Raw genomic sequence first — 13613 nt, 5'->3', positions numbered from 1 at the left:
GCTGAGACGTCCATCCGAACAAGGTAAATATACATTAATCTGGGCAAACTTCTAGGGGATGTGTACTCTGGAGATAGTGCCCGCACATAAGGCGATGTGGATATTTACAGACTTTTGTATAAATTACAAAATATTCACTTTCGGTGGGGCCATCTTGACGTGTGAAATATTTCACAGAAAGAAGGGGATTTATGGGTTTTATGGACAAGCTGACCAAGAAGCGTTCCGCTAAGAAGGTCACCGATGAAGTAAGCGACGTAGTCGTCGTTGGCGGCGGCTCCGCAGGCTCCGTCATCGCCGCACGCCTGACCGAAGACAAGAACACCCGCGTGCTGGTCCTTGAGGCTGGCCGCCCAGATTCCCTGTGGGATCTGTTTATCCACATGCCATCCGGCTTCTCTTTCCCAATCGGCGCAAAGAACTACGACTGGATGTATGAATCCGATCCAGAGCCGGAGATGAACGGTCGCCGCGTCTACCATGCTCGCGGCAAGGTTCTCGGCGGATCCTCCTCCATCAATGGCATGATCTACCAGCGCGGTAACCCGATGGACTACGAGAAGTGGGGCCAGAACCCGGGCATGGAGAACTGGGACTTCGCCCACTGCCTGCCGTACTTCAACCGCATGGAAACCGCCGCTGCGGCTGAGCCGAATGACCCGCGCCGTGGCCACGATGGCCCGCTGTACCTCTCCCGCGGCCCGGCCACCTCCGAGCTCTTCCAGGCCCTGTTCAAGTCTGTGCAAGAAGCCGGCTACAACCTGACCAATGACGTCAATGGCTACCGCCAAGAGGGCTTCGCTCCGTTCGACCGCAATATTAAGAACGGCAAGCGCTGGTCCGCTGCCCGCGCCTACCTGTACCCCAATATGGATCGCGAGAACCTCGAGATCCGCACCCGCGCTTTCACCACCAAGATCCTCTTCGAGGGCCAGAAGGCCGTCGGCGTGGAGTACGAGTGGCAGGGTGGCGTGCACCGCGTCTACGCCGAGAAGATCGTCTTGTCCGCCGGTGCCATCAATACCCCGCAGCTGCTGGAGATCTCCGGCATTGGTGACCGTGAGATTCTGGAAAAGCACGGCATTGACGTCGTCAAGCACCTGCCGGGTGTGGGCGAGAACCTGCAGGACCACCTCGAGGTCTACATCCAGTATGAGACCACCAAGTCCACTGCCTCCTCCCAGCCTTACCTGGATAAGTGGCGCTGGCCGTTCATGGGTCTGCAGTGGCTGCTGACCCACAAGGGCCCGGTTGCTACCTCCCACTTCGAGGGCGGCGGCTTCGTGCGCTCCAATGAGAACGAGGATTACCCGAACCTCATGTTCCACTTCCTGCCGATGGCCGTGCGTTACGACGGCCAGAAGGCGGACGTCAAGCACGGCTTCCAGTGGCACGTGGGCCCGATGTTCTCCGATACTAAGGGCCACGTTCACATCAAGAGCGCCGATATCCACGACAAGCCGTCCATCCTCTTCAACTACCTGAAGACCGACCAGGACCGCCGCGAGTGGGTTGAGGCCGTACGCGTTGCCCGCTCCTTGCTGGATACCAAGGCCATGGAAGAGGTCGGCGCCCGCGAGTTCAGCCCGGGTCTGGATGTACAGACCGACGAGGAAATCCTGGAGTGGGTCCGCAACGACGGCGAGACTGCGCTGCACCCATCCTGCACCGCCAAGATGGGCGCGGAGTCCGATCCTATGGCCGTGGTCAACCCGGATACCATGGGCGTGTGGGGCGTCGAAGGCCTCTACATTGCGGATGCCTCCGTCTTCCCGTCCGTGACCAACGGCAATATCTACGCCCCAACCATGATGGTGGGCGAGAAGGCCGCTGACCTCATCGCCGGCCGCACCCCGCTGGAGCCAAACCACGCTGAGTGGTACAAGGCCAAGCAGGATATGCCGCTCTACGCTGAGGGCGAAGCAGTCCGCGATCACAAGCACTCCATCCAAGGCGCTGACCACTAAGCACCCTCCCGCCGGATGGCTGTAGCGCCGCGTTCCCTTTTCCTGGGGGCGCGGCGCTTTTGCTTGCCGACGTCCCCCTCCCACCGCGCACCCCTCCGCTGGGCCAGAACCATGGTTTAATCGGCGGGCAAGGAAGCGGCCCCGCTGGATTGAAATGACAGAGTAAAGGAGGACATTGATGCTCAGTATTATCGCTTTAGTCATTAGTATCGTTTTCGCCGTATCCGTTCTGAGAAAGCTCGATGACATCGATATGCATCTAAAGGAGCTGCTCGCCTCGCGCGAAGATGACCAAACACCGTGTTAAGCGTGTGGGTGGCTAAGGAGACGGTGAATAAATTTCGAATTAACCAACTGCAAAAGGCCCATACCGACCGTGAAATGGAATTTTCCTGCGATGTAGCGTGAAGGGCTATGGCTTCGTAGACCAAAGTGGTTTCCAAAAAGCAGTTCCAGTACTTCGTACGTGGGGTAGCCAACACCGCCGACTTCAAGGAAGTATCATTCCCGGATACCAGCGAAAAGAGATAGTCATTTGGCTATTAGAAAGCTTCGCTACGTGTGGTTTGACCCGTACGCAATGTCCGTGAATGTCTAGCTCTTGATGGAGAACCTGGTGTCAGTGTCGCTGGCCGCACCTACGCCGCCGTCATGTCCGCCGACACCCTGTTCATCACCCTCCTCACAGGGGTGGGTGTGGACATCCACGTGAAGATTCTGGAGAAATTCGCCGCCCATGTCGCGCCCCCCGCGTTGGGTTGGCAGCCGAACCGTGAAGGACCAGTCATCGGCTATCCCATCGACTAATTCTTGCAGGTTGCAGGACTTTCGCGTGACTGTTAGTTCAGCCCATTTTAAATAGTTCATCGCATACTGTATAGTTCAGCACATGCTGACTATTGCTTCGCGCCTCGACGTCATGAACCGGCTCGGCCGGGCCATGGCTGATCCGACGCGCTCCCGAATCCTGATAACCCTACTAGACGGTCCGAGCTACCCGGCTGTGCTCTCGCAAAGCTTGGATCTGACGCGCTCGAACGTTTCGAACCACCTGTCTTGCCTGCGCGATTGTGGCATTGTCGTCGCTGAGCCGGAGGGCCGTAAAACCCGCTACGAAATCGCCGATCCGCACCTCGCGGCAGCGCTCGAAGCGCTAGTCAACGCGACACTGGCCGTCGACGAGAACGCCCCCTGCATCGACACTGAGTGCTCGGTGCCCGGCTGCGGCGAGAAAGGAGCGGACGTATGAGTTCAGCATGTGGATGCGAACACGAACCCGCCACGGAGATCGACGAGCTCGATCGGCCATGGTGGAAGGACCCTAAGCTACTGCTGCCGATCTTCTCCGGCGTAGCCCTCATAACAGGACTGGCGCTGGACTGGTCCGACTTGGAGACGCCCGCGACGGTACTGTATTGGGTTGGGCTGCTGTTGGGCGCTTACACGTTCGCGCCTGGAGCGATCCGGAACCTTGTCACGAAGCGCAAGCTCGGCATTGGCTTGCTAATGACGATCAGCGCGGTCGGTGCGGTGATCCTCGGATTCGTCGGAGAGGCCGCGGCGCTAGCGTTCCTGTATTCGATCGCCGAGGCACTGGAAGACAAGGCGATGGACCGGGCCCAAGGCGGACTGCGGGCGCTGTTGAAGCTGGTACCGCAGACCGCGACGGTGCTGCGCGACGGCACAGCGGCCGAGGCCGAAGCGAAGAACCTCGAGGTTGGCGAGCTAATGCTCGTGCGCCCCGGGGAGCGGATCGCCACGGACGGCATCATTCGATCCGGGCGCTCCAGCCTTGACACCTCAGCGATCACCGGAGAATCCATTCCGGAGGAGGTTGCGCCCGGCGACGAAGTGCCTGCGGGAGCGATCAACTCCGCCGGGGTGCTGGAGGTCGAGACGACCGCAGCTGGAACGGACAACTCGCTGACCACACTCGTGGACCTAGTCGAGCAAGCGCAGGCGGAAAAGGGCGACCGCGCCCGGATCGCCGACCGGATTGCTCAACCCCTAGTGCCCGGGGTGATGATCCTAGCGGTGCTGGTCGGTGTGATCGGCTCGCTGCTGGGCGACCCTGAGACGTGGATCACCCGTGCGCTGGTAGTCCTGGTCGCAGCGTCGCCGTGCGCGCTGGCAATCTCCGTGCCGCTGACGGTCGTGGCCGCGATCGGCGCGGCCAGCCAGTTCGGAGTGGTCATCAAGTCCGGCGCGGCGTTCGAGCGACTCGGCGGCATCCGTCACCTGGCAGTGGACAAAACCGGAACCCTTACCCGCAACCAGCCTGAGGTTACCGGAGTGGTCCCGGCAGACGGATTCGATCGGGCGCAGGTGCTTTCCTTCGCGGCGGCAGTTGAGCAGCAATCGACACACCCCCTCGCTGCGGCGATCGCGGCAGCGGGGCCCGAAGCGCCCACCGCCTCGGACATCAGCGAGGAAGCTGGGCATGGCATCGGCGGCACCGTCGAAGGCCGACGGGTGCTGGTGGGCAGCCCCCGATGGATCGACGCCGGACCACTGAAAGCAGACGTTGAGCGCATGGAGTCCGAGGGTCAGACCTGCGTCCTGGTCACCGTCGATGACGCTCTCGCCGGGGCGATCGGGGTCCGTGACGAGTTGCGGCCCGAGGTGCCCGAAGCCGTGCAGGCCCTGCACGCCAACGACGTGGAAGTAAGCATGCTCACCGGCGACAACACTCGCACCGCCCGGGCGCTGGCTGGAATCGCCGGAATCGACGACGTGCGCGCCGAGCTGCGCCCTGAGGACAAGGCAAGCATCGTCGCCGAATTCTCCTCCAAGACGCCGACGGCGATGATCGGCGACGGCATCAACGACTCGCCGGCACTGGCGGGCGCGACGGTGGGCATAGCGATGGGAGCGACCGGCTCTGACGCCGCGATCGAGTCCGCTGACGTCGCCTTCACCGGCCACGACCTCCGGCTAATCCCGAAGGCGCTGCAGCACGCCCGCCGAGGAAGCAGGATCATCAACCAGAACATCGTGCTGTCTCTGGCCATCATCATCGTGTTGATGCCACTGGCGATCAGCGGCGTGCTGGGCCTGGCCGCCGTCGTGTTGGTTCACGAGGTAGCCGAAGTGATCGTGATCTTGAACGGCCTGCGGGCTGCGCAAACAAAACGCTGAGGCTGTGACCGGCAAGTCTCATAAGTGTTAAACCACACGCTGAGCGGACACACCTTGGGCCAGGCACGTCATTCTAAAAGATAGATTGAGAAGCTACCTAAATCACAGAACTTACCTGTTTCGCTGCAGGTGAGAGACTTCTTATAGTGGCATGTGTTAATCCAATCGCATGCGAGTATGGAGGTGTTAGGTGGCTATTAGCGCCCTGGTGACCTTAATGGGCGTGTGGTTCGCGGCGATTGCCTCGCCGGGCCCAGACGTAGTGCAAATCATTCGCTTAGGTGCGCGTTCTACGCGCGCAGCCGTATGGGCGGCGCTTGGTAGTACCACCGGCCTTACCATTTGGACCGTGGCCTCCTTGGCGGGTCTATCCGCGCTGATTTCTGCGCATCCGGGGATCCTCGTGGCGCTGCAGGTTCTCGGTGGTTGTTACCTGCTGTGGATGGCCTATACCGCCATTACCGGCGGCATCAAGGAGCGCCGTGCGCCCGCAACCGTCGTGGGCACCGAAACCCGCGCTCCGCAGCCGCGCGGGTTTACGCCGGACGGCATCATCAAGGCGGGCACTGCCTATCGCATGGGATTCATCTGTGATCTTTCGAACCCCAAGGTGGTCATCTTCTTTGGCGCCATCTTTGCCAATTTCATCGATCCCGGCATGGGCATCGGCGCCAATCTCATGGTGGGTGCCGTATTGATTCTGGAAAGCCTCGTGCTTTTTGTCGGCGTGGCTTTGAGTACCCGCGCGGTCTCGAAGTGGATGGCTAAGAACTCCGCCTGGGTGGATATTGTCAGCGGCGTGGTCTTCCTGCTGCTGGGTGTCATCATCCTTTTTGAAGGAGTGCGTGGACTTATAGCCATGTAATCTGGGGCCATGATTTTTACCACTACCAATACCGTTGATGGCTATGAAATCACGGACTATATCCGCATTATCGCCGGGGAAACGGTCATCGGTATTAATATGCTGAAGGATTTCGGGGCATCCATCCGCAATATCACCGGTGGACGCTCCGCCGGGTACGAGAGCGAGGCCATCAAGGCGCGTGAGGCGGCACTCGATGAATTGTGGCGTCGCGGTCAGGAGCTCGGGGCCGATGGTGTGGTGGGCATCGCCTTCGATTATTCGCCCATGGGAACGTCGAATGACATGCTGATGGTCACGGCCACCGGCACGGCGGTGAAGCTGCGCGCTCGTGATTAAAATCGGCAAGAAAACAATGGCCCTGTGCGCTGGGCTATGCGCGGCCGCTGGGCTCATGGCAGGGTGCGAGGAAGAACCGCCGCGGCCGGGCAGCGTGCCGAATGAATCGCAAGGCGCGGCCGATGGCTATATCACCACGCTGCCGGACCAAGGCACAACGGCCAATGGCCAGTACCAGATCATTAACCTGCAAAATCATCGCAGTTTTGTGGTCCACGTGCCGTTTAATGCGGATAAGCACCACCGCCTGCCCGTGGTCGTGGCGATGCACGGCTATGAGATGGATGCCGGCAATATGTTCAAAGGAACCGATCTCTCCCAGGGCGATGCCATCACGGTGTTCGTCCAAGGCGCGGGCAAGGCGTGGGCGCCGGCACCGTATGCGGTAACCAGCTTGGACGATGACCTCAAATACGTCGATGACACGATCGATTTCGTCCGCCGTCACTATCCCGCCTCTGAGACCACCTATGGCGTGGGTTTTTCCAATGGTGGCGGGTTTGCCCGCGCGGTGTCCTGCAAGCGGCCGGGCTTATTTGATGCGGTGGCGACGGTCTCGGCGGCCAAGTACGACCGCGTAGAAAAGGACTGCGCCAGCGAACCCACTGATTACCTGGATATTCACGGCACCGAGGACGTGCTCATGAATTACGATGGCGGGCACCAACACGGCGCGCACTACCGCTCGGTAAAGCAATCGCTGCGCGGGATTGCCAGGGAGAATGGCTGCAATCCGTTTCCAAAGAGGCGTCGGAAAGAAGCGGTGGAGCACTTTACCTGGCGGGTATGTGATGCGCGCACCGAGCAGTACACCATCCACGGAGGCACGCACACGTGGAACGGCGGGGCCACGGACCATTCCGGTCTGGTCAGGGCGGAGTGGACTACCGATACGGTCCTGGATTTCTTCCATATCGCCCACCCGTAGCGATAGCCGCGTGCGGGCTGGGTAAGCTGGGCGGCATGCTAGACATTCCTATCAATGGCGACTCCATCAAATTGGGCCAGTTCATCAAGCTGGCCAGCTTGGTGGCTACCGGTGGCGAAGCTAAAGAGCTCATCGCAGAAGGCGTAGTTACGGTCAATGGCGAGCCCGAGACGCGCCGGGGCGCCATGCTCCACCCAGGCGATGAGGTGTGCATCGAGGATGCCTGCGCGCGCGTGGGCGAGCCGGACGATGACGATGATTACTTCGATGAAGCCACGGCCGACGATGACTTTGATCCAGAAAAGTGGAGGAATATGTAGATGCCAGCATTCGAAGCTGAAGTGGGCATGCCCTACTGGATCGACCTGACCACCTCGGACCCGCGCAAGTCCGCGCACTTCTATGAGCAGGTGCTGGGCTGGGAAATCTCCGCCGAGTCCAGCGAGGATAATCCCTACCAGATGGCGCGCCTGCAGGGCCTGCCCATCGCCGGGCTCATCCCGCAGCCGGAGGAGGCGCCCATGCCGGATACATGGGTGACCTACTTCCTGTCCAAGGACATCGAGGGCGATTGCCAGCGCGCGCAGAACCTCGGCGGGCGCATCCTGGTGGAGCCGCAGCAGGTGCAGCTGGGGCACATGGCCCTGCTTGTCGACGCCGCCGGGGGCATGTTCGGCCTCATCCAACCCGCCGGCCCGGAGCACTTCGTGGCCGCCGGCGAGCCCGGCACCCCGGTCTGGCACGAGCTCACCGCCACCTCGGGCTTCCAGAACGCGATGGATTTTTATGGCGAGCTATTCAACTGGGAGATCCGCGCCATGCAGTCCGAGGATGAGAACTTTATCTACGCCACCGCGGAAGAAGACGGTGCGCCGTTTGCCGGCCTGTGGAACGCCGAGGGGCAGTTCCCGCCGCAGGTCCCGAGCTTCTGGCAGACCTATTTGGGCGTGCGCGATATCGACGCCGCTGCGAAGAAGGCCGTGGAATTAGGCGGCGAGGTCATCCGCGAACCGTGGGATTCGCCCTTCGGCCGCATGTGCCTTTTGGCCGATTCCACCGGTGCCACCATCACCCTCACCGAGGTCGAAGACGCCCCCGAAGAAGAGCCCACTGAGTCGGATGATGTGCTGGGCCTCGATCCGCAATAATTGCGATGAGTGAGTCGCCTCTGGTCAAGCGCGTATTAGCGGTCGTTGCCGTGATTCCACCCGGCAATGTGACCTCTTATGGCGAGGTGGCTAAGGTGGCCGGCTGCGGCGCGCGCAACGTCGGTACCGTGTTAAAGCGCCACGGCGGCGGTGCTGCATGGTGGCGCGTGGTCCGCGCCGATGGCGCCTCCCACGATCCCGCCCGCGCCGCGGAGTTCTGGGATCGCGAGGCCATCGCGCACGCCAACGGCCGCGTTAAAATGCACGAGCACGGAATCGACGCCCGCGAATTACAGGAGTTGATGGAGTGAGGGCCTGGGTCATTCTCTTTCTCGCGATTGCTAGCGAAGTCGTGGGCACCGTCGCGCTGAAATACGCAGTGGACCATTTCTGGATCTACGGCGTGGCCGCCCTCTGCTTCATCCTCGCCTTCGCGCTGCTGCACCGCGTGATGCAAGAAGGCGTCAACGTGGGCGTGGCCTATGGTCTCTGGGCATCCGGCGGGGTCATTTCCACCGCGTTGCTGTCCGCCGCGCTATTTGGCGAGCCGCTCGGCGCGGTAAAGCTCGCCGGCATCGCGCTCATTATGGCCGGCGTATTCTGCGTGGAAATGGGTGCGAAACCAGACGAGGATCAAGACCACACGGTGGAGGTGGCGCCGCAATGATCTGGTTTTTGCTTTTCCTCGCCACCGCCATCGAGGTTTCCGGCACCCTGTGCCTGCGCATGTCCGCGGTAACCGGCCGCCGATTCTGGGTGGTGCTCGTTGCCCTGTGTTATGTCTCTGCCTACGGCTTCTTGGCGCTCGTGCTCAAGGCAGGCATGGATCTCGGCGTGGCCTACGGCATCTGGGCTGCCACTGGCGTTGCGCTTACCGCCATTGCCTCGTATCTCCTGTTCAAGGAGCCATTTACCTGGCTGAAATCTCTGGGCGTGGTGCTGATTGTCGGGGGAGTGCTGCTCGTAGAAGCCGGTGCGTAGCGTCCATGGGGAGGCTACGATACTTTCATGATGAAAAAGCTGGCGGTAGGTTCCTTGGTTACCGCACTCTCCTTCGTTACCATCCCCGCCGCCCAGGCTGTCACGCTCGACCCGCACGCTGTGCCCGCGCGCACCCAAATCACTGTCCGGCATGCTTCTGGGGCCACGGTTTCTACCGCTAATTCCCATGAGTCTCGCCCCGCGCTGTCTTTGAGCAAGCTCTACTTGGGCTATTGGGTTCTAAAATACGGTGCACCGGCTGATAAAGCCCGCGTGGAGCATATGATTCGTGTGAGCGATGACAACGTAGCTACTGACTTGGACCGCCGCTACCCGCAGGCCATCCCCAGCATCATCCACGAGTTTGGCCTGCGCGAAACGCACTCCACCGGCTACTGGGGGACAACGACCACCTCTACCGAGGATGTAGCGCGGTTTACCTCGCGTATCCAGCGCGATCCCATTGCCGCACCCATTCTGACCGGCATGGCTAATGCCGCCCCTGTGGCTGCCGATGGCTACCGCCAAGATTTTGGTACCTCACGAATTCCGGGCGTTATCGGTACCAAGTTTGGCTGGTCCGATGATCGCCGCATCCATGCTTCGGTATCCACCGCCCCTGGTTTTACCGTCGCCGCCAATACCTATGGTGACGCGGGCACTCATACTGCAGATGTCACCCGTGCCGTACATAATGCCCCAGGCGCACTACCTGCACCGGGTGGTTCTAGTGAAGCCATTGGCGCGCGCATCGAGCACGATTTGAATCTACAAGGCCCCGCACGGCAGGCCGTCCGTGATGCCACCCGCACGGCAGCGAACTACGAGCGTCAAGCTTGCGCGAGCGCGAACCAGGCGTTGGCTCAGGTAACGCCGATGCGCGTGTGCAACTAGGACTTGCAGAGCTCGACAGCACTATAAAGCGTGCTGGCCTGGGATGGCGGGGGCGGATTTAGCGGATGAAGGCGAGGCCGTTTCTGCCACAATTTATTGCCGCAGTCGTCCTGCGGATGGAGCCACCAGCAAAAATCTTCATAGTGCGCTAGTCGTCTAGGACCTCGCCGTCAATGATCTTTGCCTCCTCTTCTTCGAGTTCCTTTAGGAACTCAGGGTTGAGTTCGTTCTTGAGGTCGAAGGTGCCGTTGAGGTTGTTGACGAAGACGTCGGTGAGGCGTTGTCCCATGGGGCGGAAGGTGGCATAGGTAAGCGTGCCGGCGGCGACGCCGCCGAGGACCGGGACGACTTTGGTGACTGCAGAGCCGACGCTTTGCTTGGTGATTTTCTGGCCGAGCATGGCGGCGACCTTCTTCACGACGGGGTACCAGACGGTCTTGGTGAGTGCCTTGTTCGTGACCTTCTTTCCAGCTTGCGCGGCGGCCATGCTGGCGGCCTTATTGATGAGGGCAGCGCCGCCGGCGATGCCGAACATGGCGCCGAGGTAGCCGAAGACGCGCAACTTGGCTTCATCGTTGAGCGTGGAGTCCTCGCCGGTGAAGAGGTCTTTCTCGCCGAAGAGATAGCTGATTTGCTGGGCCATGCGGAGGGCGAAGCCGAAGAACTGGGCGACATCGGCGCCAGCGGCGGGGACGGCGACGAAGGCGTTAGCAGGCAGGCCAGCTGCGAAGGATACCGCGGTGGTGTTGCGGGTGTTGGTGGAAACGAGACGCTTGGCGCGCTCGGCAAGGGCTTCTGTGGTGAAGACGGCCTGTGGCCCGCGCTCAAGAATGATGTCGAGGTGTTCATGATCCTTGAATTCGGAACGGAGGAATTCCTCGCGATCGACCTTGACGAAGGGGAGCTTGACCGCGGCGGTGACGGTGGTCATCGCGGTTTCTGCAAGGGATTCCTCGTCCGGTTTGAGTTTTGTGAGGACTTCTTTGTTAGGGAGCTTGGCTTTGACGTCAGAGAGCTGGACGTCGTCGAGTTTGGCTTTGATGCTGGAGAGGTTGGGCTTGGGGATTTGCATGGTTCCTTCCGAGGTGGATGAGTCATTGAACTGATCTTATCGTGTGGGGTGGTTGTTTCTCTGACGGTAGAGTCCTTGTGGTGGGGCTGTATCTTCGTTTAAGCCTTGGTTTTCGGGATGAAAAGGATTCTTGGTTAATCGTTGGCTTTCTATGGTGTGCTGTGTTCCGATCGCTGCGGCATTTTTCGGGGTGTAGCGGGAACGTCAAGTTGTTTGTGTGTGGGGTTAGGTTTATAGGTATTTGTCGAAGCGGTCGGGGTAGGCAACGGCCATTTGGTTGATGGCTTGTTTCCAGCCGGAAACTCGGGCTCCTTCCATGAGTCTGCCGGCTGTCGCTGAGACTCGTTTGCCTTGCTTTGCCCTCTTGGCAGCTCGTTTGTCCTCGATGTTGCAGATCATCAACCACAGCGTCTTGAGCGCTGATTCATCGTTGGTGAACTGCACCCTGTTGCGGGTAGCTTTACGCAGTTCATTGTTAAACGACTCAATGGAGTTCGTCGTATAGATTACCTTTCTGGCTGCCGGTGGGAACTGCAGAAACGGGACAAACCGGCCCCACGCATCCCGCCACACCTTGACTGAGCGTGGATACTTTTCTCCCAATTCAGAAGCTTCAAATTCGTCTAAGGCAGCCTGAGCTGTGGACTCGTCCGTGGCGGTGTAAATCTTTTTCAACGCGGCTGATACACCCCGTCGATCCCCGTAGGCTACCCACCGGTTAGCGGCACGAATCAGGTGCACGATACAGGTTTGCACCATAGAGTTCGGCCAGGTTGCCTCAACTGCTTCTGGCAGGCCTTTAAGCCCGTCACAGCAGACGATAAAGACGTCCTTGACCCCACGGTTGGAAAGATTGGCGCATACTTGCGCCCAAAATGAAGCGCCTTCTTCTTTGGCAATCCACAATCCCAAAATGTGTTTGATACCGTCCAAGTCCACGCCGATTGCCATGTACGCGGACTTGTTGACTACTCGGCCGCCGTCGCGGACTTTAATGCGCAGCGCGTCCAGGAAAATGACTGGGTAGAACTCATCTAACTGGCGGTTTTGCCAGACCATGACCTCATCGAGCACGGCATCGGTGACTGCAGAAATCGTCTCATGGGAAATATCAACCCGCATCGCCGTTGCCATATGGTGCTGGATGTCCCTAATTGTCATCCCACTGGCGTACAAGCTGACGATCATGTCATCGACATCGGTCAATCTCCTCGAGCCTTTAGGGACCATAGTCGGCAAGAATGTTCCAGCCCGATCCCTCGGTACATCAACGGTGACTGGCCCGTAGTTAGAATCCACGGTCTTTGGATACGACCCGTTGCGGTGATTGTCTGTTCCAGCGGCAGCTTTGCCGCTCCTGTCGCCAGACTCGTAGCCCAGGTGGGCATCCATTTCAGCGTTGAGGCCTCTGGTAATCGAGGCCTGTAACATGCCGCGAACTAGGTCATTGGCATCCGTTGTGGACGTGCCTAGGTCGTCAATCAGTTTCGCGATTTCAGGGTTAGCAAGAAGCTTCTTTTCAATCGCATCAATTTTGGCCTTATCAGCCGAGTCTCGTCGTGCCACAGTAGTCATTCTGGTCCATCTCCTTATGCGGGTTAGGTACCCACACACAAACCATCAGACACTCTCTGTAGCGGCTCTGCGGAGTCTGGAACATTTGCGAATCCCCAGGTAGAAGCTGGAGGAATTGTCGCTTATGGATTGCATGTCCGGTGTACTGGAACTGGGTTTCTTCCTTTAAGCGCAAAGATCAGGCTTCAAGAAGAACATCTCGGAGCTTTTTATCAGACCGTAGATGAAACCTCTAGGAATCTTACTGAGTGTGTCTACGGATTTGTTCGTGGAGAAGCGATCAGTAGTCCAACTACTTCAGGGCATGGTTATCGAATTGATGGAGAGATTTTTGCAGGAAAGCATCATGACTTTGGTGTCTCCAAGGAAGTCCATCTTCCGTGCAATGTGAACTAATTACTCTGCATAAGCCAGGCTTTTAGTTCCTCCTCTGCGCGCTTACACCCACCTGGGTAGTTTTCGTTCAGCTCTTCAGCTACGGAGTCAAAGATTTTCTTAGTGATAGCCTCAGCATGGTCAGGTTGAAGCTGCCCTCTTAAATCATTTAAGGGGGCAGAGAGAGTGGCATAAGGGCTGGGGCGTAAATAATAAGACCGCATGTCAGCGGAATATATTCGAGGAGTTGTCCCCAAAAACTGAGATTCAAGGACGACGTTTCCGAACACTAATGACGATAGGTTTTTCTCTTCCATAGTCGGCAGTTTAC

16 protein-coding genes are annotated in these 13613 nt (G+C 59.2%); 13 read left to right on the top strand and 3 right to left on the bottom strand.

Features of this window, described 5'->3' with window-relative positions; all coding sequences use genetic code 11:
- Nucleotides 1-191 precede the first annotated feature (191 nt).
- From betA to ACKFRY_RS02190, 13 genes are all read left to right on the top strand, one after another.
- Nucleotides 192-1967 (top strand): choline dehydrogenase, encoded by a 1776-nt coding sequence (gene betA, locus ACKFRY_RS02250; protein WP_086588585.1) that lies wholly within the window; start codon nt 192-194, stop codon nt 1965-1967.
- A gap of 651 nt (nt 1968-2618) precedes the next feature.
- The gene (locus ACKFRY_RS02245; protein ID WP_408923103.1) at nt 2619-2774 is read left to right on the top strand and encodes an alkane 1-monooxygenase; all 156 of its coding nucleotides are present in this window, start codon (nt 2619-2621) and stop codon (nt 2772-2774) included.
- 82 nt (nt 2775-2856) lie between these two features.
- Nucleotides 2857-3216, top strand: coding sequence for a helix-turn-helix transcriptional regulator (locus ACKFRY_RS02240; RefSeq protein ID WP_023016478.1), 360 nt, complete (start codon nt 2857-2859; stop codon nt 3214-3216).
- Nucleotides 3213-5105, top strand: a complete 1893-nt coding sequence (locus tag ACKFRY_RS02235) for a heavy metal translocating P-type ATPase (RefSeq protein ID WP_408923102.1) — start codon at nt 3213-3215, stop codon at nt 5103-5105. The genes ACKFRY_RS02240 and ACKFRY_RS02235 overlap by 4 nt, the downstream gene beginning before the upstream one ends.
- Before the next feature lie 190 nt (nt 5106-5295).
- Nucleotides 5296-5970 carry a LysE family translocator gene (locus ACKFRY_RS02230; RefSeq protein WP_179387246.1) on the top strand — a complete coding sequence of 225 codons (675 nt, stop codon included), beginning with the start codon at nt 5296-5298 and terminating at the stop codon, nt 5968-5970.
- 9 nt (nt 5971-5979) lie between these two features.
- The gene (locus tag ACKFRY_RS02225; RefSeq protein WP_049358954.1) at nt 5980-6309 is read left to right on the top strand and encodes a YbjQ family protein; all 330 of its coding nucleotides are present in this window, start codon (nt 5980-5982) and stop codon (nt 6307-6309) included.
- Between the two features lie 16 nt (nt 6310-6325).
- Nucleotides 6326-7237: an alpha/beta hydrolase family esterase gene (locus ACKFRY_RS02220; protein WP_408923101.1), complete on the top strand. Its 912-nt coding sequence runs from the start codon at nt 6326-6328 to the stop codon at nt 7235-7237.
- Between the two features lie 35 nt (nt 7238-7272).
- Complete coding sequence (locus ACKFRY_RS02215; RefSeq protein WP_005323225.1) at nt 7273-7557, top strand: RNA-binding S4 domain-containing protein; 285 nt, start codon at nt 7273-7275, stop codon at nt 7555-7557.
- Nucleotides 7558-8385: a VOC family protein gene (locus ACKFRY_RS02210; protein ID WP_408923100.1), complete on the top strand. Its 828-nt coding sequence runs from the start codon at nt 7558-7560 to the stop codon at nt 8383-8385.
- Between the two features lie 5 nt (nt 8386-8390).
- The gene (locus tag ACKFRY_RS02205) at nt 8391-8696 is read left to right on the top strand and encodes an MGMT family protein (protein ID WP_284821812.1); all 306 of its coding nucleotides are present in this window, start codon (nt 8391-8393) and stop codon (nt 8694-8696) included.
- The gene (locus tag ACKFRY_RS02200; RefSeq protein ID WP_284821811.1) at nt 8693-9052 is read left to right on the top strand and encodes a multidrug efflux SMR transporter; all 360 of its coding nucleotides are present in this window, start codon (nt 8693-8695) and stop codon (nt 9050-9052) included. The genes ACKFRY_RS02205 and ACKFRY_RS02200 overlap by 4 nt, the downstream gene beginning before the upstream one ends.
- Nucleotides 9049-9366 carry a multidrug efflux SMR transporter gene (locus ACKFRY_RS02195; protein WP_005329765.1) on the top strand — a complete coding sequence of 106 codons (318 nt, stop codon included), beginning with the start codon at nt 9049-9051 and terminating at the stop codon, nt 9364-9366. The genes ACKFRY_RS02200 and ACKFRY_RS02195 overlap by 4 nt, the downstream gene beginning before the upstream one ends.
- A gap of 27 nt (nt 9367-9393) precedes the next feature.
- Entirely contained in the window at nt 9394-10260 is an 867-nt protein-coding gene (locus tag ACKFRY_RS02190; RefSeq protein ID WP_408923099.1) for a hypothetical protein, read from the top strand.
- A gap of 148 nt (nt 10261-10408) precedes the next feature.
- On the opposite strand, the gene ACKFRY_RS02185 is transcribed toward ACKFRY_RS02190, so the two are convergent.
- From ACKFRY_RS02185 to ACKFRY_RS02175, 3 genes are all read right to left on the bottom strand, one after another.
- Entirely contained in the window at nt 10409-11332 is a 924-nt protein-coding gene (locus tag ACKFRY_RS02185; RefSeq protein WP_408923098.1) for a hypothetical protein, read from the bottom strand.
- A 231-nt stretch (nt 11333-11563) separates the two neighbouring features.
- Nucleotides 11564-12907 (bottom strand): IS256 family transposase, encoded by a 1344-nt coding sequence (locus ACKFRY_RS02180; RefSeq protein ID WP_408923097.1) that lies wholly within the window; start codon nt 12905-12907, stop codon nt 11564-11566.
- A 392-nt stretch (nt 12908-13299) separates the two neighbouring features.
- Nucleotides 13300-13599: a hypothetical protein gene (locus tag ACKFRY_RS02175; RefSeq protein WP_408923096.1), complete on the bottom strand. Its 300-nt coding sequence runs from the start codon at nt 13597-13599 to the stop codon at nt 13300-13302.
- Nucleotides 13600-13613 lie beyond the last annotated feature (14 nt).

The organism is Corynebacterium tuberculostearicum (genome assembly GCF_046097255.1).
GTDB classification, from domain to species: domain Bacteria; phylum Actinomycetota; class Actinomycetes; order Mycobacteriales; family Mycobacteriaceae; genus Corynebacterium; species Corynebacterium tuberculostearicum_J.
Note: the sequence above shows the minus strand (reverse complement) of the source record. Positions and strands in the feature narration are given on the sequence as shown.